The sequence below is a fragment of the Pseudoxanthomonas spadix genome, assembly GCF_003703395.1.
Taxonomy (GTDB): domain Bacteria; phylum Pseudomonadota; class Gammaproteobacteria; order Xanthomonadales; family Xanthomonadaceae; genus Pseudoxanthomonas_A; species Pseudoxanthomonas_A spadix.
This window is the reverse complement of sequence record NZ_RDQN01000008.1, coordinates 123,121-145,526: the sequence shown is the minus strand read 5'-3', so window position 1 is coordinate 145,526 and position 22,406 is coordinate 123,121. Positions and strand designations below refer to the sequence as shown.

Genomic DNA, 22,406 nt, shown 5'->3' with positions numbered 1-22,406 from the left:
GGCTTCGGCAGCACGGGGCTTGCCTGGAAGGGGCGCGCAAGGCCGCAACAGGGCACCTGGGGCTTGGCCAAGGGCAGTTTGTTCAGAAACCTGACCAGGGCGGCGAAAGCCTTCGCCTGCAAGGCTTTCCTCCGGCCGAATCAGTGCGCCAGGCCGCCTGTTCAGCCAGGCGCAGGCAAATCCTGACCTGCCGTTGACGGCTGGGCTGGCCCAGTGGTCGCCCGTCCAATCACCGGAGCACGATCATGAGAACCTTCCGCGCCACAGCCCTGATGCTGGCCTTTGCCATGGCCGGCGCCGCCAGCGCCACCGACACCCCAACCAAAGGGCTGACCGAGCCGCAGGTCCGCCAGCTGCTGACCGAGCAGGGCTACACCAGGATCGCCGACATCGATTTCGAAGACGGCATGTGGCAAGCCGATGCCACCAGCGCCGACGGCAACCGCACCGACGTGCGCGTGGATCCGGCCAGCGGCCAGGTGTTCACCGATACCCAGGTCTCCAACCTCAGCGAGAACGACATCAAGGCCAAGCTGGTTGCGGCCGGCTATGCCAAGGTGCACGACGTCGACTTCGACGGTGGCCTGTGGAAAGCCAAGGTCGAGCGCAGCGACGGCAAGAACGTGGAAGTCCAGCTGAGCCCGAAGGACGGCTCGGTGCTGAACGCAGAAAGCGACTGAGCTGGCGCTGGCGGCGCAATGAGTTAGCGCAGGCTGCCGCGGCGGGCGGCCTGAGCGGGGGGTTCAAAAGGGAAAAATGTGCACGGTGTCCTGTTTTGGCCGCAAACGGGGTTGGTCCTAGGCAGAAGCTGGCTTTCCCCCACCAGCAGTCCCCAGGTCGTCCATGCCCCTTCCTCGTGCCCAAGATGCGCACCCACGCGCATCGGTTTGCTGCCCGCGATGGCAGCTGGGGCTGGTCCTGATCATGCTGGCCGCCTGCGAGCGGACGCCGCCGACGGCGCCGGCCGCCGGCACGCCGCCGTCTTACACCGTGGCCGCCACGGGTACCGCGCCCAGGGCGGCCACTCCCTGCGACCTGATCAGCCTGGACGAGCTGCGCCAGGTGTTCCCCGGTGAGGTCACTCGCGCACCGGAGCACCACGCCGCCTTCGGCATCTCCACCTGCGAGTGGAACGGCGACTTCGGCCGGCTGCTGGTGCAGCAATGGGCCTCCAAGGGCCATACCCCGCAGGACGAGGTCCGCGACCTGGTGGCCGGCTTCATCGACCCCAAGTCCCCGGGTGCGGCGCAGCGCGTGCGGATGGTGTCGCCGAGGGACCTGGGCAACTACGCCACGGCAGTGGTCGAGGCGCGCGATCCGTCGGCCGGTTTGCTCTCGGACATCGCGGTGCTGTCCATCGCGCGCAACGGCCAGACCCTGGTGTTTCTCACCGACGCCCTGGACGAACAGCAGCGCGATGCCTCACTGGACAAGCTCGTCCAACTCGGCCATTTCGCCTACGCGCGCCTGTAGTGGCGCACCGGACACGCGCTTGGCCCTGCGCACGCCGCGCGCGGGACAGTGGCGTCCAAGCTGCTGCGCTGCTGGCCAAGCGCTGCGCATTCAGGCCGCGGGCAGCACTTCCACCGCCTGCGCCAGGGTGTGGCTGGCACCTGGCGCCAGGCGGACGACATCGCGCGCGGCGTTGGCCGCTTCCACGCAGACGAAGGCCGGCCAGTGCGCATCGGCGACATCGGCCAGTGCCTGGGCACCGGCCTGGCCGGGATTCCACACCACCACGGCATGGCTGCCGGTGGTGGTGATGCGCAGGCGCCGGTCCAGCACTGGATCGTGCAGGACATAGTGGCCGCCGGCCGCATGGTAGATGCGGTCGCTGCGGCCGGGATCGCGCGGATCGGACAGGTGCCAGTGGCCGCGCTGGGTCAGGGTCTGGCCGCTGTATTTGTCGTCGTAGTCCAGCCCGTCCAGGCCTTCGATATGCACCTGCCGGGCATCGCCCACGGCGAAGTAGCTGTGCAAGGCCTGGGTGAGGGACAGCGTGCGCTCTGACGGGTTGTGCGTGATCAGCGCCTGCTGCAGGCCGGTGCCCAGGATCAGGATCTGGCGCAGGCGCAGTGGCGTGCCGGGGTGCCCGGGCAGCGACAGGCCCAGATGCAGGTTGCCATCTGCGTCCTCGCGCGGTGCTTCCAGCGTCCAGCGCGTGTTGCGGGCGAAGCCATGCTGCGGCACGTTGCTCGGCTGGTTTTCCCTGCCGAAATACGGCCAGCACACCGGCACGCCGCCACGGATCGCCGCCGGCGCGCCGGTGGCCAGCGGCGAGACCCACAACACCTCACCGGCACCGGCCGGCACGAACGAGAGCAGCTGGCCGCCGTGCAGCGACAGCGCAGCAGTGCACAGCGGCGTTTCGATCCGCAGCACAGGCAGGCCATGCAGCGTGGATTCGGTCAGCGTGTGGGCCATGGCATCACGGATGAAAAACCGGCGGCCAGTGTAGCCGCCCGCCGGTTCCAGGCTTGCCTGGCGCAGGCTTACGCGGCCTTGTCCAGCTTGGCCAGGTCCATCACGAAGCGGTACTTGACATCGCCCTTGAGCATGCGCTCGTAGGCCTGGTTGATCTGCGCCGGGGCGATCATCTCGATGTCCGCCACGATCCCGTGTTTTGCGCAGAAATCCAGCATCTCCTGGGTCTGGGCGATACCGCCGATCAGCGAGCCGGCGATGGTGCGCCGGCGCATGATCAGGTTGAACACGGTGGGCGTGGGATGCGGATGCTCGGGTGCACCGACCAGCACCATCGCGCCATCGCGCTTGAGCGCATTGAGGAACGGATCCAGGTTGTGCGAGGCGGCCACGGTGTTGATGATGAAGTCCAGCTTGCTGCCCTGCGCCTCCATCTGCTTGGCGTCCTTGGAGATCACCACTTCGTCGGCGCCCAGGCGCTTGCCGTCCTCGCGCTTGCTCTCCGAGGTGGTGAACAGCACCACGTGCGCGCCCATGGCCTTGGCGATCTTGACCGCCATGTGGCCCAGGCCGCCCAGGCCAACCACGCCCACCGACTGGCCGGAACCGACCTTCCAGTGCGCCATCGGCGAATACACGGTGATGCCGGCGCACAGCAGCGGTGCCACGGCGGCCAGAGTCTGCTCCGGACTTGATCCGGGGTTGTCGGTGTCGTGGCTTACCCGCAGCACGTACTTCTCATCGACCACCACGTGGTCCGAATAGCCGCCGTAGGTGTTCTCGCCGCCGCCGAACATCGGGCCGTTGTAGGTGCCGGTAAAGCCGGCATCGCAGTACTGCTCCTCGCCGGCCTGGCAGGACGGGCAGCTGCGGCAGCTGTCGACGATGCAGCCCACGCCGGCCAGGTCGCCGACCTTGAAGTTCCTGACGTCGCTGCCGACGGCGGTGACCCGGCCGACGATCTCGTGGCCGGGTACGGACGGATAGCGGGTGTTGTGCCACTCGTCGCGCGCGGTGTGCAGGTCGGAGTGACAGACCCCGCAGTACAGGATGTCGATCCGCACATCGTGCGGGCCGGGTGCGCGGCGTTCGAACGAAAACGGCGCCAGCGGGCTGTGGGCGGATTGGGCGGCATAGCCATGGGCATGGGACATGGGGAAGACTCCGGTGGGGGTTGAACGATCAGGCTCGCCACGCGCGCTGCGCGGCATGGTGCAAATGCTAGACGCCAACCGCGGGAAGCGGCCTGCAACGCAGCATTGCGCACGGCTGTTGCAGCCTTCACGGCATCGGCACGTGCAATGCTGGCGCTCAGCTCACATCACCATCCACATAGAACCAGTGCCCGTCCTCGCGCACGAAACGGCTGCGCTCGTGCAGGCGCCGGGCCGAGCCACCGCCCACGCGCAGGCGCGCGGTGAAGCTGACTTCGGCCGTGTCCGGGCCGGTCGACGCATGCGCCTGGACCTTCAGCCCCAGCCACACCGTGCGCCTGCCCGGCGCATCGGCCAGCGACAGCGCCGCCGGGCGCGTGGTGGGGTGCCAGCTGGCCAGCAGATAATCTGCATCGCCCAGCACGTAGGCGCTGTAGCGCGAACGCATCAGCGCCCTGGCATCGGCCGCGGGCGCGCCGGCATGCAACGGGCCGCAGCAGCGCGCGTAGGGCGCGCCGCTGTCGCAAGGGCAGGCTTTGGGCAGGGCCGTCACATCAACCGCCGGCCGCGCCGCCGATGTGCTCGTACAGGATCGCCACGCCGACCAGGATCAGGATCGCCCCACCCACCAGCTCGGCACGGCGTCCGATCACCGCGCCCAGCGCGCGGCCGGCCAGCACGCCCAGGGTCACCATCACGAAGGTGCAGCTGCCGATGACGCCGGCGACCACCAGGATCGGCACCTGCACGAAGGCCAGGCCCACGCCCGCGGCCATCGCATCGATGCTGGTGGCCAGGCCGGTCAGGGCCAGGGTGAAGACGTTGCCGTTGCCATGACCGGCGCTGTCCCCGGTTTCGTCGTTGTCGGTCAGCCCCTTCCAGATCATGTGCAGGCCCAGCGCACCCAGCAGGACGAAGGCGATCCAGTGGTCCCAGGCCTGGACGTAGCGGGAGGCGGCCGAGCCGATCAGCCAGCCGATCACCGGGGTGATCGCTTCAACCACGCCGAAGATCAGGCCCACGCGCAGCGCCTGCAGCAGGGTGGGCCTGGTCATGGCTGCGCCCTTGCCAAGCGCAGCGGCGAACGCATCGGTGGACATGGCCAGGCCGAGCAGGAGGATGGAAATCGGATTCATTGGAATGGGATCACCAGGCCGGTAACGCGGACGAAACGAACGGCCCGCACGCCGGCCATCAGCCGTGCTGGGCTGCTCGTTGGTCTCGCCAACCAGACTGGTTGCAACCGCCATGGCCGGTTCAGGCCAAGTATGTTGACGGCGACGCTCGCTCCGCTGCGCGGAAGAGCCGGCTACTCCCCAAGGAGGTTCCCCACCGGGCATCGCCGGACGGGGCGCGCAGTATACACAGGCACGCGCGGCGCGTGCTGGACCACCGCAAACCGCAGGTGCGAAGGCATCACCGGCGTGCGCTCGGGCAGCTCGCGCGCCAGCGGCGCGTGCGCATCGGTGGCGGCGATCGGCAACGCGGTCAGCCAGCAGAAGACGCGCAACCGGCGTATCGCGTGGACATCACCTGGATTCATGGCGAACTGTCCGGACCGCGGGCAGCCGCGCGCTCGCCCGGGGCCGGATGACAACGCCGTCAGCGCCTGGCGCTGCCGACTTCGATGAAGCGCAGGAACTCGGCGCGGGTGCGCGCGTCCTTGCGGAACTGACCCAGCATCTTGGAGGTGACCATGCTGACCCCGCGCTTGTGCACACCGCGGGTGGTCATGCACTCGTGCGCGCCTTCGACCACCACGCCGACTCCGCACGGGGCCAGCACGTCCTGGATGCACTGGGCGATCTGCGCGGTCATCTTTTCCTGGACCTGGAAGCGGCGGGCGTAGGCGTCCACCACGCGCGCCAACTTGCTGATGCCCACCACCTTGCCGTTGGGCAGATAGCCGACGTGGACCCTGCCGATGATCGGCGCCATGTGATGCTCGCAATGGCTTTCATACTCGATGTCGCGCAGCACGATCAGCTCGTCGTAGCCGGCCACCTCCTCGAAGGTCCGGGCCAGGTACTCATGCGGGTCACTGCGGTAGCCACTGAACCAGTCGCCATAGGCCTTGGCCACCCGCTTGGGCGTATCGAGCAGGCCTTCGCGGGCCGGGTCCTCGCCGGCCCAGCGCAGCAGGGTGCGCACCGCGTCCTCGGCCTGGTCGCGGCTGACGCCGCCGCGGGTGTTGTCGGAATCGCTCATGGGCGCAGCCTTGTCCGGGCGCAGAACAGGGCCGGCATCGTACCGGATGGGTCTGCAGGCGTCTGCGCGCAGGGCGCGGAACGCAGCGGTGCGGCGCGGCACGCCACGGGGCCAAAGCGCCCCTGAACCCGTCGGGCTCGACCTGTGCCGCACCGCCGCATGGCGCGGATGTTCCATCCATCGCCCCTGCCGCAGGGCCCTGGAACGGCGTGGCCCCGGTAATCGGGTCTATGATTGTGCGGATTTTCATTTTTCAAAAGCTCGGCGCGTCCAGAGCCTTTGTCCTGCGCTAATTTCCGGAGGTGGTTCATGAGCCTGATGGGTCAGATGATGCAGATGCCCCTGTCGATTTCTTCGCTGCTCATCCATGCAGCGCGGCATCACGGGGATACCGAGATCGTGTCCAAGCGGGTCGAGGGGGACATGCACCGCACCAGCTGGGCCGAGGTGGAACTGCGCTCGCGCAAGCTGGCCCAGGCGCTCCAGCGGCTGGGCTGCGAGCCCGGCGACCGCGTCGGCACCCTGGCCTGGAACGGCTACCGCCACCTGGAGATCTACTACGCGGTCTCCGGCTCGGAGCTGGTCTGCCACACCATCAACCCGCGCCTGTTTCCGCAGCAGGTGGCGTGGATCATCAACGATGCCCAGGACAAGATCCTGTTCGTGGACCTCAACATTCTGCCCTTGGTCGAGAAGCTGGCTCCCACCCTGCCTGCGCTCAAGCATGTGGTGCTCATGTGCGGTCGCGACAACATGCCGCGCGAGCATGTCCTGGACAACCTGCTCTGCTACGAAGAGCTGATCGAAGCCGAAGACGGCCACTACACCTGGCCCACGTTTGACGAGAACACCGCGGCCAGCATTTGCTACACCTCCGGCACGACCGGCAATCCCAAGGGCGCGGTCTATTCGCACCGCTCGACGGTGCTGCACGCCTATGCCTCGGCGCTGCCGGATTCGATGTGCCTGAAGGCCACCGACACCATGCTGCCGGTGGTGCCGATGTTCCACGTCAACGCCTGGGGCGTGCCGTACTCGGCTGCCCTGGTCGGTTGCAAGCTGGTAATGCCGGGCCATCACCTCGATGGGCCTTCGCTCTACGAGCTGATGGAGCAGGAGCAGGTCACCATATCGGCGGGCGTGCCCACGATCTGGCAGGGGCTGCTCAACCACGTGCAGGCCAACAACCTCAGGTTCAGCTCCTTCAGGACCACGATCATCGGCGGCTCAGCCTGCCCGCCGTCCATGCTGCGCACCTTCGAGAATGACTACAACGTCGAGGTGGTCCACGCCTGGGGCATGACCGAACTGTCGCCGATTGGCACGATCTGCCGCCTCAAGGGCAAGCACGCCAACCTGCCGCTGGAAGCCGGGCAGAAGATCCTGGAGAAGCAGGGCCGGGCGGTGTTCGGCGTCGACATGCGCATCGTCGACGCCGAAGGCGACCCGCAGCCCTGGAACGGCATTGCCTCGGGTGATCTGGAGGTGCGTGGCCACTGGGTCATCGACAGCTACTTCAACGTCGACAAGTCGCCGCTGCACCAGGGCTGGTTCCCCACCGGGGACGTGGCCACCATCGATGCCGATGGCTACATGCAGGTGGTCGACCGCTCCAAGGACGTGATCAAGTCCGGGGGTGAGTGGATCAGCTCGATCGAGCTGGAGAACGTGCTGATGGCACACCCGGCGGTGCAACAGGCCGCCGCGATTGCCGCGCACCATCCCAAGTGGGACGAGCGGCCGCTGATGGTGGTGGTCAAGAAGCCCGGGGCAAAGGTGACCCGCGAGGAGTTGCTGGCCTTCTTCAAGGGCAAGATCCCCAACTGGCAGACGCCCGATGACGTGGTCTTCGTCGATGAGTTGCCGCACACCGCCACCGGCAAGCTCTACAAGCTCAAGCTGCGCCAGATGTTCGCCGATCACAAGCTGCCGACCGCCTGAAACACGGTGTTGACCGGGCTGTAAAGGGCACCCTCAAGGTGCCCTTTCTTGTCATCCGCCCCGAACGTCTACCCCGTCAGCCGGGCAGCCCAAAGCGCAGCACACCCTGGTCATCGCGCCTGCGCTGCAGTTGCCGGCTGTACCAGAGGTAGTGCAGGTGGGCCAGCGCTTCGCCCATGGCAAAGGTCATCTGGTGGGGGTCGAGCTGGCGCTTGAACAGGATCGGCAGGATGTCCGCCGCGCTCAGGACCCGGGTCTGCACGGCCTGCATGATGTCGTCCAGGCGTTCCTGGTGGTGGTCAAGCAGTTGCTGGACGCGCTGGTGCAGGCCGGTGAAGGGCTTGCCGTGCGAGGGCAGCACGTAGGTGTCCTGCGGCAGGGCGAAGTAGCGCTGCAGCGAATCCAGGAACAGCTGCAGCGGATTGGCTTCGGGCTCGGAGGCGTGGACGCTGACGTTGGTGGAGATGCGGGGCAGGACCATGTCGCCGCTGATCAGCACGCCAAGCTCGGGGCAGTGCAGGGCCATGTGCTCGGGGGCGTGGCCATAGCCTGCGATGCAGTGCCAGCTGCGGCCGTTGATGGTGATCACCGTCCCGTCGAGGATGCGGTGGTAGGTCCCGGGGATGCTGGCGACCAGCGAAGAATAATAGCTGCCGCGGCCACGCACGTGGTTGAGGAAGGTCTGGTCGTGTTGCCCGTGCAGGCTGTAGAAGTCCGCATCGGCTTCATCGCCGAAGCCTTCCCGGCCCTGCATGGCCACGCGGGCGAAGTTGTAGTCGGTGGCGCTGATCCACAACGGCGCCTTCCAGTGCTGGCAGAGCCAGCCGGCCAGGCCGATATGGTCGGGATGCATGTGGGTGACGATGACGCGCAGTACCGGAAGGCCTTCGAGCTGGGTCGAGAAGATCGCCTCCCACTGAGCTCGTGCTTGGTCGCGGTTGACGCAGCAGTCCACCACGGTCCAGCCCTCGACGAGCTTGCCGTACGCATCTTCCTGACGATCACGCAGCAACCAGAGATTGATGTGATCCAGGGCAAAGGGCAGGGTCATGCGGATCCACCTGACCCCTGGCGCAAGCTCCAGGGTTTCGGCCGATGCCGGCAGGGTGTCGCCAAGGGGATAATGGAGCGCGGATTCGTTGGGTTGAGCCATGGACGCAACTATAACGACCAAAACCGGGGTCAGAGTGCACTTTTCCTACCCGGGCTCGGGTCGTCGCCTGATCGTACGGGCGCGGCAGGTGGGTGACGCTGGCCGAACCGTAGCGCGAAGGATCGCCCATGCCACGCCAGCCCCGCTTGGATCTTCCCGGTGTTGCCCAGCACATCGTGCAAAGGGGCAATGATCGGCAGCCGTGCTTCTTCGCCGACATCGACCGGACGCGCTATCTGCAGGACCTGCGGGAGCTGACGCTCAAGCTCGGCATCGCCGTGCATGCCTATGTGCTGATGACCAACCATGTGCATCTGTTGCTGACCAGCCAACACGCGGGCGCGGCGTCGACGCTGATGCAGTCGCTCGGTCGCCGCTACGTGCGCTACATCAACGATCACTATCGACGGACCGGCACGTTGTGGGAAGGCCGCTACAAATCGTGCCCGGTGCAGGATGAAACCTATCTGCTGTGCTGCTACCGCTACATCGAACTCAACCCGGTCCGCGCCGGCATGGTCGCCGATCCAGCGGACTTCCCGTGGTCCAGTCATCGCTGCAACGGACTCGGCCAGGCCGACCTCCTGGTACAGCCACATCCGCGCTATACCGCCATCGCCGCTGCCGATACGCGGACGGAGATCTACCGGCGCTTCGTGCTGGAGGCCATCCATCCCGACGAAACCGCTGCCATTCGCCTCAACCTGCAGCGCCAGCACGCGCTGGGCAATGACCGCTTCCGCGCAGCCATTGAACACCAACTGGGCAGACGCGCCGGGCCCGCTGCCCGCATCGGGCGACCACCCAAGGCCAGAGCAGCTCGGGAAAGTGCACTCTGACCCCTATTTCGGTCGCCGCTACGTGCGCTACATCAACGATCACTATCGACGGACCGGCACGTTGTGGGAAGGCCGCTACAAATCGTGCCCGGTGCAGGATGAAACCTATCTGCTGCGCTGCTACCGCTACATCGAACTCAACCCGGTCCGCGCCGGCATGGTCGCCGATCCCGCGGACTCCCCATGGTCCAGTCATCGCTGCAACGGACTCGGCCAGGCCGATGCGCTGGTACAGCCACATCCGCGCTATACCGCCATCGCCGCTGCCGATATGCGGACGGAGATCTACCGGCGCTTCGTGCTGGAGGCCATCCATCCCGACGAAACCGCTGCCATTCGCCTCAACCTGCAGCGCCAGCACGCGCTGGGCAATGACCGCTTCCGCGCAGCCATTGAACAGCAACTGGGCAGACGCGCCGGACCCGCTGCCCGCATCGGGCGACCACCCAAGGCCAGAGCAGCTCGGGAAAGTGCACTCTGACCCCTGTTTCGGCGCTTCGTGCTGGAGGCCATCCATCCCGACGAAACCGCTGCCATTCGCCTCAACCTGCAGCGCCAGCACGCGCTGGGCAATGACTGCTTCCGCGCAGCCATTGAACACCAACTGGGCAGACGCGCCGGACCCGCTGCCCGCATCGGGCGACCACCCAAGGTCAAAGCAGCTCGGGAAAGTGCACTCTGACCCCTGTTTCGCAGGCGGGGGAGAAGGAGCAGCCGGACTCCACGCTGAGGAGAAGAAAAAACGGCCCGAAGGCCGCTTTTCCTGGTCTCACCTCAACGCAGCATCAAGCCCCATCCGGACTCACCTTCTCCACATCAATCCTGTACTGCTTGATCGCCCGGGCCACATCCTTGCCCGTCATCTTCCCCTCCTTGGCCAACGCCGCAATCGCCGCGTGGGCGATGTAGTACCGGTCCACCTCGAAGAACCGCCGCAGGTTGGCGCGGGTATCCGAGCGGCCGAAGCCGTCGGTGCCCAGCACGGTGTAGTGGCCGGGGACGAACGCGCGGATCTGGTCGGCGAAGGCGCGCACGTAGTCGGTGGCGGCGATCGCTGGCCCAGAGCGGCCTTCCAGCAGCTGGGTCACGTAGGCCTTGCGCGGGGTCTTGGCCTCGGGGTTCATGCGGTTCCAGCGCTCGGCGGCGAAGCCGTCGCGACGCAGCTCGTTGAAGCTGGGGCAGGACCAGATGTCGGCGGTGACGCCGAAATCCTTGTCCAGCAGTTCGGCCGCGGCGATGGCCTCGCGCAGGATGGTGCCGCTGCCCAGCAGCTGCACGCGCAGTTCGCCCTTCTTGGGCCTGCCGGCATCCTGCAGCAGGTACATGCCCTTGATGATGCCTTCCTCCGCACCGGCCGGCATGTCCGGGTGTGCGTAGTTTTCGTTCATCAGGGTCAGGTAGTAGTACTCGTCCTTCTGCTCTTCCATCATCGACTTCATGCCGTGCTGCAGGATCACGGTGACCTCGTAACCGAAGGTCGGATCGTAGCTGCGCACGTTGGGGATGCCGCCGGCGACGACCTGGCTGAAGCCGTCCTCGTGCTGCAGGCCTTCGCCATTGAGCGTGGTGCGGCCGGCGGTGCCGCCCAGCAGGAAGCCGCGGGTACGCATGTCGGCGGCCTGCCAGGCGATGTCGCCCACGCGCTGGAAGCCGAACATCGAGTAGTAGATGTAGAACGGCAGCATCGGCACGTTGGACACCGAGTAGCTGGTGCCGGCGGCCATCCACGAGGAGATCGCGCCCGGCTCGCTGATGCCCTGCTGCAGCACCTGGCCGGACTGGTCCTCGCGGTAGTACATCAGCTGGTCGGCATCGACCGGCTTGTACTTCTGGCCGAACGGGGCATAGATGCCGATCTGCCGGAACAGGCCTTCCATGCCGAAGGTGCGCGCTTCGTCGGCCACGATCGGCACGATGCGCGGGCCCAGTTGCTTGTCGCGCAGGGCGATGTTGAGCGTCTGCACGAAGGCCATGGTGGTGGAATAGGTGCGCTCGCCGCTGGACTTGAGCAGGCGCTCGTACTTGTCCAGGCCCGGCACGGTAAAGGACTGGTCGGCCTTGCGCCGGCGCTTGGGCAGGTAGCCACCCAGGGCTGCGCGGCGTTCCTGCAGGTACTTCACTTCCGGCGAATCCGCTCCGGGGTGGTAGAACGGCACCTGCTCGGCTTCGGCCAGCTGCTTGTCGCTCAGGGGGATGTTGAAGCGGTCGCGGAAATGGCGCACCGCGTCGTCGTCCAGCTTCTTGGTCTGGTGGGTCGGGTTGAGCGATTCACCGGCGCTGCCCATGCCGTAGCCCTTGACCGTCTTGGCCAGGATCACGGTGGGCATGCCCGTGGTCTTCACTGCCACGTCATAGGCGGCGTAGACCTTGTGCGGATCATGGCCGCCGCGGTTGAGGCGCCAGATGTCGTCATCGGACAGGTTGGCGACCATGGCGGCGGTCTCCGGATACTTGCCGAAGAAATTGGCCCGCGTGTAGGCGCCGCCGAAGGCCTTGCAGTTCTGGTATTCGCCATCGACGGTTTCCATCATCAGCTTGCGCAGGATGCCGTCGGTGTCGCGGGCCAGGAGCGGATCCCAGTACGAGCCCCACAGCAGCTTGATGACGTTCCAGCCGCCGCCACGGAACACGCCTTCCAGTTCCTGGATGATCTTGCCGTTGCCGCGCACCGGGCCGTCCAGGCGCTGCAGGTTGCAGTTGACCACGAAGATCAGGTTGTCCAGCCCTTCACGGCCGGCCAGGGCAATGGCGCCCAGGGTCTCCGGCTCATCGGTCTCGCCATCGCCGACGAAGCACCACACCTTGCGGTCGGACTTCTCGATCAGGCCGCGATGCTCCAGGTATTTCATGAACTGCGCCTGGTAGATCGCGCTGAGCGGCCCCAGGCCCATCGACACGGTCGGGGTCTGCCAGAAGTCCGGCATCAGCCACGGGTGCGGATAGGACGAGATGCCCTTGCCGTCCACTTCCATGCGGAAGTTGTCCAGCTGGTTCTCGCTGATACGCCCCTCGAGGAAGGCGCGGGCGTAGATGCCCGGGGCGCTGTGGCCCTGGATGTAGAGCAGGTCGCCAGGATGCCTGTCCGACGGGGCGCGCCAGAAGTGGTTGAAGCCCACGTCATACAGCGTGGCGGCCGAGGCGAAGGAAGCGATATGGCCGCCCAGGTCGCCGGGCTTGCGGTTGGCACGCACCACCATCGCCATGGCATTCCAGCGGATGATCGAACGGATCTTCCACTCCATCGCGCTGTCGCCGGGCGACTTGGCCTCCAGCGCCGGGGCGATGGTGTTGACGTACTCGGTGGTCGGCGAGAACGGCAGGTAGGCGCCAGAACGGCGGGTCAGCTCGACCAGGTCTTCCAGCAACTGATGCGCACGCTGCGGGCCTTCGGTGTCGATGACCGCCTTGAGCGCTTCGATCCATTCCTGGGTCTCTGCCGGATCCGGATCACTCTGCAGCACCTCGTTCAACCAGTTCATCGCCGTCTCCTCGCCTGATGCGCCGCGACGCAGGCGCGGCAGCCGGTGTGTGTGTCTTGAGCAGGCGATTGTAAGGCAGGCAGGTGGCGGGCGTCGGTTCGACCATGGATACAGACGACGACGACGCGCCTTTATGGCGAATTTTCGTCAAGTCGCCTTCCAACCCGCGTCCATGCTGGACTTCGTGTGACGCAAAAGTGTCAGGCGCCGGATTCTGGTTGCACCTGGATCGACCGTTCGTCACCGGCGTGGTGGCGCCGGCGCACCTCCACGGGTTCTTGCCACCTGACGCTCGCGCCACCGACACGTGAGGCCACGCGCGCCCGCGCTACGATGTCAAACCCCCACCGGCTGCACGCTGTCCATCCCCACATGAAGGTCCGCACCCCTGACGCAGCGCTGGTGGCATGAACGAGGCGTCGCCGCATCTCGGACCCCAGGCCGACCCCAGGAGCGAGCGCCTGCAGCCATGGATCGCGGCGCTGCTCAGCGCGCTGCTGCACGTGCTGATGCTGCTGGCCCTGCTGCACGACCCCAAGCCCACCTTCACCACCCCGCAGGGCGCGGCCAGCGGCGGGCGGATGAAGATGGAGTTCATCGGCAAGAGCACCGACCCGGCCAGCAACGCCCCGCCCAGTCCGCCGCCCACGCCCGCCCCGCCGGCCCGTGTCGCGCCCAGCAAGCCCCTCGCCCAGCGCAAGCCGGCGACCACGCCGCTGCAGACCAGCCTGGTCCCGCGACCGGCCGACCCGGTGCCCGACCAGAAGGCCGACATCCCCACCACCACCGCCGACGACAGCTGGTCGATGCCCAGCCAGTCCCGGCGCACGCCGCAGCAGGCGCAGGCGCCGGCCAACCCGCCGCCCAGCCCCGGGCGTGCCGCCACCTGGGGCCGCCCGCCCGGCCTGCTGGAGCGCGACACGTCCATGGACGACGGCCTGGCCGACAGCCTCGCCACCGATCGTGGCAACCAGCGCGACCTGGGCGCCAGCGGCCCCAGCCTGGAGATCGGCGGCTACCACGCCTATTACGAACCGCGCGCCGAAGAGAAGGTGCGCGCCTGGATGGCCCAGGGCATGAAGGAATTCTTCATCCCTCTGCCCGGCACCCGCTACTACATGGTCTGCACCCTGGACATCGTGCTCAGGCACGGCTCGGGCAAGTGCCGCGCGCTCGATCCGGGCGACCCGCAGATGCAGGGCATCGGCGACTCGCGCGAGATCATCACCATGCTGCAGGTCTACAAGCAGGGCCAGCTGGTGTGGAAGGGACCGGGGCCGTATCGCTAACGCCCTGGCTGAGCTGTTCATTTCCCGGAAACGCCCTTGACCCTGCGTACATCCCCCAGCCGCCATCCTCGCCCCAGTTTCGAAACCGGAGAACGACAATGATCAAGTGGATGGGGATCGCGCTGGGCGCGACGATGCTGGTGGCCGGCTGCGCCAGGACCAAGGGCGAGGAGTTCGTGGGCCACTGGGTCAACGTGCAGGCGCAGGAGGAGACGATGGATATCGAGCGCAACGGCGAGTCGTTCATGGTCCGCAGCACCACCCCGAAGTTCTTCAGCCGCAAGCCGGAGACCGAGAACTACCCGGCCATCTACAAGGATGGCGTGCTGCAGGTGAGCAACGACGGGGAGACGGTGAACTTCGCCATCGACCAGGCCAGCGGCCACCTGAATACCGGCAGCGACGAGTTTCAGCGGGTACCGGCCAAGTAGGGCCCGAGCGCCCGGCCTGAGCGCCGGGCCACGCCTTGCCACTCGCGGTCGTTGTGGGTGGACCGGCCCAGCGCGACCTCGACACCACGCCGCGCGGCGCGAGTGTTCTGGCCGCAGGCTCAGCCCGTGGCGCGCGGCCGTCCCAGCACGGCGCGGCGACAGAATTCGACGATCGCCTCGATCCGCTTGCCACTGTCCATGCGCCGGATCGCCCTGGGCGCCGGATGGGCGAGCGCCTCGGTGAAGGCGCCGACGATGCACGCGGCGCTCACCTCGACCGACTGCCTGGGAAACTCGCCGGAGGCCACGCCCCTGCGCAGCAGGCGCTTGAAGATGTCGCTGAACGCCTCGCGGGCCAGCAGGCGCGCGGCTTCGACCTGCGGATCGGCCGGCTCGGCGATGAAGGCATAGGCCAGGTTGGGGCCCTCGACCGCGCGCCGGGTGAACGATTCCACCGCCGCGCACAGCCGTTGCTCGGCCGAGCCGGCACCGCCGGTGATGGCGGTGAGCAGTTCGCACTCGCGCCGCACCGCTTCTTCAAGCACTTCCACGAACAGCGCAGCCCTGGACGGGAAATAGCGGTAGATCGCGCCGGTGGACAGGCCTGCCGCCTTGGCCACCGCGGCGATCGACGCGCCGCGGAACCCGCCCTGCGCCACCAACTGCCGGGCGGCCTTGGTGATCCGAACCCGGTTTCCGGCCAATCGCTCTTCCATCAGCGCAGAGCGCCGGTATGCCATGGTCTGTGCGCCTCTACGACGATGGTATGAATCTACCTCAGATTTTTGAATATTGGTTCACTTCCAAATGGTCCGGCCGTAGCATGCGCGCGATCAACCCCTGCAGACGGGGCCGACGGGAGCGTCACCGGCATGCACTTCAAACACCTGGATTTCGGCCTTGGCGAGGAGATCGACGCGTTGCGCGAGGCCACGCACGATTTCGCGCAGGGCCAAATCGCCCCGCTGGCCGGGCAGGCCGAGCGGGACAACCGCTTCCCCAACGCGCTGTGGCCCAAGCTCGGAGCGATGGGGCTGCTGGGACTGACCGTGGAGGAGGCCTACGGCGGCAGCAACATGGGCTATCTGGCGCACGTGGTGGCGATGGAAGAGGTTTCGCGGGCCTGTTCGGCGATCGGCCTGTCCTACGGCGCCCACTCCAACCTGTGCGTCAACCAGCTCAGCAAGAATGGCACGGTGGCGCAGAAGCAGCGCTACCTGCCGCGGCTGGTCAGCGGCGAGCACATCGGCGCGTTGGCCATGTCCGAACCGGGCGCCGGCTCGGACGTGGTGGGCATGAAGCTGCGCGCCGACAAGCGCGGCGACCGTTACGTGCTCAACGGCAACAAGATGTGGATCACCAACGGGCCCGATGCCGACACCCTGATCGTCTACGCCAGGACCGATGCCAGCGCCGGCTCCAGGGGCATCACCGCCTTCATCGTGGAGAAGGACTTCAAGGGGTTCTCCACCGCGCAGAAGCTGGACAAGCTGGGCATGCGTGGCTCCAACACCTGCGAACTGGTGTTCACCGACTGCGAAGTCCCGCAGGAAAATGTGCTGGGCAGCGTCGGCGGCGGGGTCAAGGTGCTGATGTCCGGGCTGGACTACGAGCGCGTGGTGCTGTCCGGCGGTCCGCTGGGGATCATGGCCGCGTGCCTGGACGTGGTGGTGCCCTACGTGCACGACCGCAAGCAGTTTGGCCAGCCGATCGGGCAGTTCCAGCTGATGCAGGCCAAGCTGGCCGACATGTACGTCGGCCTCAACGCCTGCCGGGCCTACGTGTACGCGGTGGCCAAGTCCTGCGACCGTGGCCAGACCACGCGCAAGGATGCCGCCGGCGCCATCCTGTACTCGGCCGAAAAGGCCACCTGGCTGGCGGGTCAGGCAATCCAGGCGCTGGGTGGCAACGGCTACATCAACGAGTACCCCACCGGGCGGCTGTGGCGCGATGCCAAGCTCTACGAGATCGGCGCGGGCACCTCGGAGATCCGGCGCATGCTGATCGGGCGGGAACTGTTCAACGAGGCGCTCTGAGGTGGGGGCGATCGTCTCCAGGATCCGCACCGGCACGCCGGAGTTCTGCGCCAATGCCCAGGCCATGCAACAGCTGGTGGACCAGCTGCGCCAGACCACCGAGGCGGTCATGCGCGGCGGCAGCGAGGCGGCGCGCAGCAGGCACGTGGCGCGCGGCAAGCTGCTGGTGCGCGAGCGGATCGATCTGCTGGTCGATCCCGGCTCGGCCTTCCTCGAACTGTCCCCGCTGGCCGCCCACGACATGTACGAAGGCCAGGTGCCGGCCGGCGGCGTGGTCGCCGGCATCGGCCGCATCCATGGCCGCGCCTGCGTGATCGTGGCCAACGATGCCACCGTCAAGGGCGGCACCTACTATCCGATGACGGTCAAGAAACACCTGCGCGCGCAGGAAGTGGCCCTGCACAACCACCTGCCCTGCCTGTACCTGGTGGATTCGGGCGGCGCCTACCTGCCGCTGCAGGACGAGGTGTTTCCCGATCGCGAGCACTTCGGCCGGATCTTCTACAACCAGGCCAACCTGTCGGCGCTGGGCATCCCGCAGATCGCCTGCGTGATGGGTTCGTGCACCGCTGGTGGCGCCTACGTGCCGGCGATGTGCGAGCAGACGGTGATCGTCAGGGACCAGGGCACCATCTTTCTGGGCGGCCCGCCGCTGGTCAAGGCCGCCACCGGCGAAGTGGTGGGCGCCGAAGAGCTGGGCGGGGCCGATGTGCACACGCGCATTTCCGGCGTGGCCGATTACTACGCCGAACATGACGCGCATGCGATCGCGATCCTGCGCCAGATCGTGGCCAACCTGGGCCAGGCGCCGTCGGCGCATCCCGATGCCATGACACCTGAGGCACCGTGCTATGACCCGCAGGAGCTTTACGGCATCGTCCCGTGCGATACGCGCAAGCCCTACGAGGTGCGCGAGCTGATCGCGCGGATGGTGGATGGCTCGCGCCTGGACGAGTTCAAGACCCGCTACGGCACCACGCTGGTGACCGGCTTTGCCCACCTGCACGGACAACCGGTGGGGGTGATCGCCAACAACGGGGTGATGTTTTCCGAAAGCGCGCTCAAGGGCGCGCATTTCATCGAGCTGTGCGCGCAGCGCCAGATCCCGTTGCTGTTCCTGCAGAACATCAGCGGCTTCATGGTCGGCAAGCAGTACGAGCACGGCGGCATCGCCAAGGACGGCGCCAAGCTGGTCACCGCCGTGTCCACCGCGCAGGTGCCCAAGCTCACCGTGTTGATCGGCGGCTCGTTCGGCGCGGGCAACTACGGCATGTGCGGCCGGGCCTATTCGCCGCGCTTTCTGTGGAGCTGGCCCAATGCGCGCATCTCGGTGATGGGCGGCGAGCAGGCCGCCGCGGTGCTGGCCACGGTCAGGCGCGACGGCATCCAGGCACGCGGCGGCACGTGGAGCGCGCAGGAAGAAGAGGATTTCAAGCAGCCCATCCGCGCCCGGTTCGAACACCAGGGCAACCCGTACTACGCCACCGCGCGGCTGTGGGACGATGGCATCGTCGATCCGGTCCAGACCCGCAGGCTGGTGGCGCTGGGCCTGTCCGCCGCCGCGCATGGGCCGCGCCAGGCGACCCGCTTCGGCCTGTTCAGGATGTGACCGCCATGGCCGATGTCGAAATCACCGGCGAACGCGGAATCGCCACGCTCTGGCTCAACCGCCCGCAGCGGCACAACGCCTTCGATGAGGACCTGATCCAGGCGCTGACCGGCGCGCTGCGGCAGGTCGAGCAGGACCCGGCGGTGCGCGTGGTCGTGCTGGCCGGGCGTGGGCGCAGCTTCTGCGCCGGCGGCGACCTGGCATGGATGCGGCGCATGGCCGACCACGATTTCGACGACAACCTGCGCGATGCCGGCGCCCTGGCCGAGATGCTGCGCATCCTGGCCACGCTGGCCAAGCCGACCGTGGCCCGCGTGCAGGGCGCGGCGCTGGCCGGCGGCACCGGGCTGGTGGCGGCATGCGACATCGCCATCGCCGAGACCTCGGCGGTGTTCGGCACCACCGAAGTGCGCCTGGGCCTGGTCCCGGCCACCATCGGCCCGTACGTCATCGGCGCCATCGGCGCGCGCGCGGCGCAGCGCTACTTCCTGACCGGCGAGCGTTTCGACGCCGAGGCAGCCCGTGCGCTTGGACTGGTGCACGAGGTGGTACCGGCCGAGGCACTGGATGCGCGGGTGGATCAGATCGCCTCGGCGCTGCTGGCCGGTGCGCCGACGGCGGCGGCGGCGATCAAGCGCCTGATCGCGGACGTGGCCGGCCAGCCGATCGACGCGCGCCTGATCGCCCTGACCTGCCAGGCCATCGCCCAGGCGCGTGCCAGCCCGGACGCGCGCGAAGGCATCGCCGCCTTCTTCGACAAACGCGCGCCGTCCTGGAGCCTGTAGATGTTCGAGAAGATCCTCATCGCCAACCGCGGCGAGATCGCCTGCAGGATCATCGCCACCTGCCGGCGCCTGGGCATCACCACGGTCGCGGTGTATTCGGATGCCGATGCGCGCGCACGCCACGTGCGCCTGGCCGATGAAGCCTGGCGGCTGGGTCCGGCGCCGGCGGTGGACAGCTACCTCAAGGGCGAGGCGATCCTGGAGATCGCTACCCGCAGTGGCGCTCAGGCCATCCATCCCGGCTACGGTTTCCTCTCGGAGAATGCGGCCTTCGCCGCGGCCTGCCAGGCCGCCGGCATCGTCTTCATCGGACCCCCGGTGGGCGCGATCCAGGCCATGGGGTCCAAGTCCCAGGCCAAGGCCATCATGCAGCGCGCCGGCGTGCCCTTGGTGCCCGGCTACCACGGCGCCGACCAGGATCCGGCGCAGCTGCAGGCCCAGGCCGAGGCGATCGGTTATCCGCTGCTGATCAAGGCCTCGGCCGGTGGCGGCGGCAAGGGCATGCGCGTGGTGACCCAGGCCGCCGACTTTGCCGCGGCGCTGGCCTCGTGCAAGCGTGAGTCGGCCGCCAGCTTCGGCGATGACACGGTGCTGCTCGAGCACTACCTGCAGCAGCCGCGCCATATCGAAGTCCAGGTGTTCGCCGACGCCGGCGGCCAGGTGATCCATCTCAACGAGCGCGATTGCTCGTCCCAGCGCCGCCACCAGAAGGTGGTCGAGGAAGCGCCCGCGCCCGGCATGACCGCCGCCAGGCGCGCGCAGATGGGCCAGGTGGCCTGCGACGCGGCGCGGGCGGTGGGTTACGTGGGCGCCGGCACGGTGGAGTTCATCGTCGGCCAGGATGGCGCGTTCTACTTCATGGAAATGAATACCCGCCTGCAGGTCGAGCACCCGGTCACCGAGCTGGTCACCGGCCTGGACCTGGTGGAATGGCAGCTGCGCATTGCCGCCGGCCAGCCGCTGCCGCTGACGCAGGACGCGGTGGCACTGGACGGCCATGCGATCGAGGCCAGGCTGTATGCCGAAGACCCGGCTGCCGGCTTCCTGCCTTCGATCGGCACCCTGTCGGTGTTCGTCGCTCCCCGCAAGCAGGATCATCAGGTGCGCCTGGACACCGGCGTCGAACAGGGTGATCAGATCAGCCCGTACTACGACCCGATGATCGCCAAGCTGATCGTCCATGGCCCATCGCGGCCGCAGGCCATCGCCCGCATGCAGCGCGCGCTGGCCGAGCTGCGCATCGTCGGGGTGGCCAGCAACGTCGAGTTCCTGCAGCGGCTGGTGGGGCATCCGGCGTTCGTCGCAGGCCAGGTGGACACCGGCCTGATCGAACGCGAGAGCGCCGCGCTGCTGCCCGCCGCCGGCGCGCCGCCGCAGGACGCGCTGCATGCCGCCGCGATCTGGACCGTGCTGGCCGAAGCGCCCGATGCCACCCAGCCGCCCTCGCCGTGGGACCTGGGCGATGGCTGGCGCCTCAACGGCACCGCGCGGCGCACGCTCAGCTTCGTCCACGCCGCCGACACGCTGGAGGTCGCGCTTGAATATCAGGGCGCGCAGGCATGGAAGCTGGACGGACAGCCGGTGCGCCTGGTCCAGCCGCCGCAAGCTGGCCGGCTGCAGCTGGACATCGGTGGACACGTGGTGGTGGCCGAGGTGTTCGCCGAGGGCGAGGACCTGCATGTGTTTACCACCCAGGGCCATACCCGGCTCAAGCCGCACCGGCCGCTGGCCCCGCCCGAGGATGCGCACGATAGCCAGGCCGGCCTGCTGGCGCCGATGCCCGGCCGGATCATCGCGCTGCTGGTGCAACCCGGCGCAACCGTGGAGCAGGGCACCCCGCTGCTGGTGATGGAGGCGATGAAGATGGAGTACACCCTGAGCGCGCCGTCCAAGGGCACCGTCCAGGCCTTCCTGCACGACGAGGGCGCGCAGGTCCAGGCCGGGATGGAGCTGATCGATTTCCAGGCCGCGCCATGAGCGCCACCTGGTCCCTGCCCACGCGGGTCAAGGTGGTCGAAGTGGGCCCGCGCGATGGCCTGCAGAACGAAAGCACGGTCATCCCGACCGAAACCAAGCTGGCCTTGATCCAGCGCCTGGCCAAAGCCGGGCTGCGCCACATCGAGGCCACCGCCTTCGTCTCGCCGCGCTGGGTGCCGCAGATGGCCGACCACGACGCGGTGATGCGCGCGGTGCCGCGCCTGCCGGGGGTGACCTATTCGGCGCTGACGCCCAATCTGCGGGGGTTCGAGGCGGCGCTGGCGGCCGGGGCGCAGGAAGTGGCCGTGTTCGGTTCGGCTTCCGAGGCGTTCTCGCAGAAGAACATCAACTGTTCCATCGCCCAGAGCCTGGTGCGCTTCGAGGCGGTGCTGGAAGCCGCCCAGCGCGCCGGCATCCCCGTGCGCGGCTACGTGTCCTGCGTGCTCGGCTGCCCGTACCGGGGCGAAGTGACCCCGGAGGCGGTGGCCGCGGTGGCCGGCGCGCTGTTTGAGATGGGCTGCCACGAGATCTCGCTGGGCGACACCATCGGCGTGGGCACCCCGCTCAAGACCCAGCGCATGCTCGAGGCGGTGAGCCGGCGCGTGGAGGTCTCGCGCCTGGCCGGCCATTACCACGACACCTACGGCCAGGCGCTGGCCAATGTGCTGGCCTCGCTGCAGCATGGCGTGGCGGTATTCGACAGCTCGGTGGCCGGGCTGGGCGGCTGCCCCTACGCGGCCGGCGCCTCGGGCAACCTGGCCAGCGAAGACCTGACCTACCTGCTGCACGGCCTGGGCATCGAAACAGGCATCGATCTGCAGGCACTGGCGCAGGTGGGCCGGTTCATCAGCGATGTCCTGGGCCGCCCGACGCGCTCCAAGGTCGGCCAGGCATTGCCCGCCTGACGCCCGACGCGGCCCGCGCCGCTGCCGCCGAGCACCACGCCCTGGCTGATCGGCGGAAAAACAACCGACGCCGGGGGGATCGCTGTGACACGCCTTTTTCACCGCCCCCGGCCATCACGCATCCCCCACGGCGATGGCGAGAGGCTGGCTCCCCAGGCTCTTGGGATGTGCGTCAT

General features: G+C 67.8%; 21 protein-coding genes. 12 read left to right on the top strand and 9 right to left on the bottom strand.

What is annotated here, in order from left to right; all coding sequences use genetic code 11:
- The first annotated feature begins 245 nt into the window (after positions 1 to 245).
- Both D9R12_RS13005 and D9R12_RS13000 read left to right on the top strand, forming a co-directional pair.
- The gene (locus tag D9R12_RS13005) at positions 246 to 680 is read left to right on the top strand and encodes a PepSY domain-containing protein (RefSeq protein ID WP_122231059.1); all 435 of its coding nucleotides are present in this window, start codon (positions 246 to 248) and stop codon (positions 678 to 680) included.
- Between the two features lie 244 nt (positions 681 to 924).
- Positions 925 to 1,473, top strand: coding sequence for a hypothetical protein (locus D9R12_RS13000; RefSeq protein WP_122231057.1), 549 nt, complete (start codon positions 925 to 927; stop codon positions 1,471 to 1,473).
- A 90-nt stretch (positions 1,474 to 1,563) separates the two neighbouring features.
- Here D9R12_RS13000 and D9R12_RS12995 read toward each other — a convergent pair whose 3' ends face one another.
- From D9R12_RS12995 to folE, 6 genes are all read right to left on the bottom strand, one after another.
- Entirely contained in the window at positions 1,564 to 2,424 is an 861-nt protein-coding gene (locus D9R12_RS12995; protein ID WP_122231055.1) for a D-hexose-6-phosphate mutarotase, read from the bottom strand.
- 68 nt (positions 2,425 to 2,492) lie between these two features.
- Positions 2,493 to 3,578 (bottom strand): NAD(P)-dependent alcohol dehydrogenase, encoded by a 1,086-nt coding sequence (locus tag D9R12_RS12990; RefSeq protein ID WP_122231054.1) that lies wholly within the window; start codon positions 3,576 to 3,578, stop codon positions 2,493 to 2,495.
- 157 nt (positions 3,579 to 3,735) lie between these two features.
- Entirely contained in the window at positions 3,736 to 4,131 is a 396-nt protein-coding gene (locus D9R12_RS12985; protein WP_043290295.1) for a YchJ family protein, read from the bottom strand.
- Between the two features lies 1 nt (position 4,132).
- Positions 4,133 to 4,714 carry a manganese efflux pump MntP gene (locus D9R12_RS12980; protein WP_014159282.1) on the bottom strand — a complete coding sequence of 194 codons (582 nt, stop codon included), beginning with the start codon at positions 4,712 to 4,714 and terminating at the stop codon, positions 4,133 to 4,135.
- A gap of 173 nt (positions 4,715 to 4,887) precedes the next feature.
- Positions 4,888 to 5,121 (bottom strand): hypothetical protein, encoded by a 234-nt coding sequence (locus tag D9R12_RS12975; protein ID WP_147475101.1) that lies wholly within the window; start codon positions 5,119 to 5,121, stop codon positions 4,888 to 4,890.
- Between the two features lie 59 nt (positions 5,122 to 5,180).
- The gene (folE, locus tag D9R12_RS12970) at positions 5,181 to 5,786 is read right to left on the bottom strand and encodes a GTP cyclohydrolase I FolE (RefSeq protein WP_122231051.1); all 606 of its coding nucleotides are present in this window, start codon (positions 5,784 to 5,786) and stop codon (positions 5,181 to 5,183) included.
- Between the two features lie 309 nt (positions 5,787 to 6,095).
- Between folE and D9R12_RS12965 the strand changes: the two genes are divergently transcribed.
- Positions 6,096 to 7,727, top strand: coding sequence for a 3-(methylthio)propionyl-CoA ligase (locus tag D9R12_RS12965; protein ID WP_122231049.1), 1,632 nt, complete (start codon positions 6,096 to 6,098; stop codon positions 7,725 to 7,727).
- A 76-nt stretch (positions 7,728 to 7,803) separates the two neighbouring features.
- On the opposite strand, the gene D9R12_RS12960 is transcribed toward D9R12_RS12965, so the two are convergent.
- Positions 7,804 to 8,778 (bottom strand): MBL fold metallo-hydrolase, encoded by a 975-nt coding sequence (locus tag D9R12_RS12960; protein ID WP_014159279.1) that lies wholly within the window; start codon positions 8,776 to 8,778, stop codon positions 7,804 to 7,806.
- A 230-nt stretch (positions 8,779 to 9,008) separates the two neighbouring features.
- On the opposite strand from D9R12_RS12960, the gene D9R12_RS12955 reads away from it, so the two are divergent.
- Both D9R12_RS12955 and D9R12_RS15925 read left to right on the top strand, forming a co-directional pair.
- Complete coding sequence (locus tag D9R12_RS12955) at positions 9,009 to 9,719, top strand: transposase (RefSeq protein WP_122231047.1); 711 nt, start codon at positions 9,009 to 9,011, stop codon at positions 9,717 to 9,719.
- Entirely contained in the window at positions 9,709 to 10,200 is a 492-nt protein-coding gene (locus D9R12_RS15925) for a hypothetical protein (protein WP_210538930.1), read from the top strand. Before D9R12_RS12955 ends, D9R12_RS15925 begins: the two co-directional genes overlap by 11 nt.
- 304 nt (positions 10,201 to 10,504) lie before the next feature.
- On the opposite strand, the gene aceE is transcribed toward D9R12_RS15925, so the two are convergent.
- On the bottom strand, positions 10,505 to 13,198 hold the full coding sequence (gene aceE, locus D9R12_RS12945) for a pyruvate dehydrogenase (acetyl-transferring), homodimeric type (RefSeq protein WP_043290291.1): 2,694 nt from the start codon (positions 13,196 to 13,198) through the stop codon (positions 10,505 to 10,507).
- Between the two features lie 407 nt (positions 13,199 to 13,605).
- Here aceE and D9R12_RS12940 point away from each other — a divergent pair, with 407 nt between their 5' ends.
- Both D9R12_RS12940 and D9R12_RS12935 read left to right on the top strand, forming a co-directional pair.
- On the top strand, positions 13,606 to 14,487 hold the full coding sequence (locus D9R12_RS12940) for a type II toxin-antitoxin system RelE/ParE family toxin (RefSeq protein ID WP_122231045.1): 882 nt from the start codon (positions 13,606 to 13,608) through the stop codon (positions 14,485 to 14,487).
- Positions 14,488 to 14,585: 98 nt separating this feature from the next.
- Positions 14,586 to 14,918: a hypothetical protein gene (locus D9R12_RS12935; RefSeq protein ID WP_122231043.1), complete on the top strand. Its 333-nt coding sequence runs from the start codon at positions 14,586 to 14,588 to the stop codon at positions 14,916 to 14,918.
- 119 nt (positions 14,919 to 15,037) lie between these two features.
- Here the strand turns inward: D9R12_RS12935 and D9R12_RS12930 are convergent, their stop codons facing one another.
- Positions 15,038 to 15,658, bottom strand: coding sequence for a TetR/AcrR family transcriptional regulator (locus D9R12_RS12930; RefSeq protein WP_014159272.1), 621 nt, complete (start codon positions 15,656 to 15,658; stop codon positions 15,038 to 15,040).
- A 132-nt stretch (positions 15,659 to 15,790) separates the two neighbouring features.
- Between D9R12_RS12930 and D9R12_RS12925 the strand changes: the two genes are divergently transcribed.
- From D9R12_RS12925 to D9R12_RS12905, 5 genes are read left to right on the top strand one after another with little or no spacing between them, the layout of a single operon-like run.
- Positions 15,791 to 16,954, top strand: a complete 1,164-nt coding sequence (locus D9R12_RS12925; RefSeq protein WP_122231041.1) for an isovaleryl-CoA dehydrogenase — start codon at positions 15,791 to 15,793, stop codon at positions 16,952 to 16,954.
- Position 16,955: 1 nt separating this feature from the next.
- Positions 16,956 to 18,563, top strand: a complete 1,608-nt coding sequence (locus tag D9R12_RS12920) for a carboxyl transferase domain-containing protein (RefSeq protein ID WP_122231039.1) — start codon at positions 16,956 to 16,958, stop codon at positions 18,561 to 18,563.
- Positions 18,564 to 18,568: 5 nt separating this feature from the next.
- Positions 18,569 to 19,348, top strand: a complete 780-nt coding sequence (locus D9R12_RS12915; protein ID WP_122231082.1) for an enoyl-CoA hydratase/isomerase family protein — start codon at positions 18,569 to 18,571, stop codon at positions 19,346 to 19,348.
- Positions 19,349 to 21,325 carry an acetyl-CoA carboxylase biotin carboxylase subunit gene (locus D9R12_RS12910; RefSeq protein ID WP_122231037.1) on the top strand — a complete coding sequence of 659 codons (1,977 nt, stop codon included), beginning with the start codon at positions 19,349 to 19,351 and terminating at the stop codon, positions 21,323 to 21,325.
- On the top strand, positions 21,322 to 22,230 hold the full coding sequence (locus D9R12_RS12905; RefSeq protein WP_122231035.1) for a hydroxymethylglutaryl-CoA lyase: 909 nt from the start codon (positions 21,322 to 21,324) through the stop codon (positions 22,228 to 22,230). Before D9R12_RS12910 ends, D9R12_RS12905 begins: the two co-directional genes overlap by 4 nt.
- Positions 22,231 to 22,406: the final 176 nt, after the last annotated feature.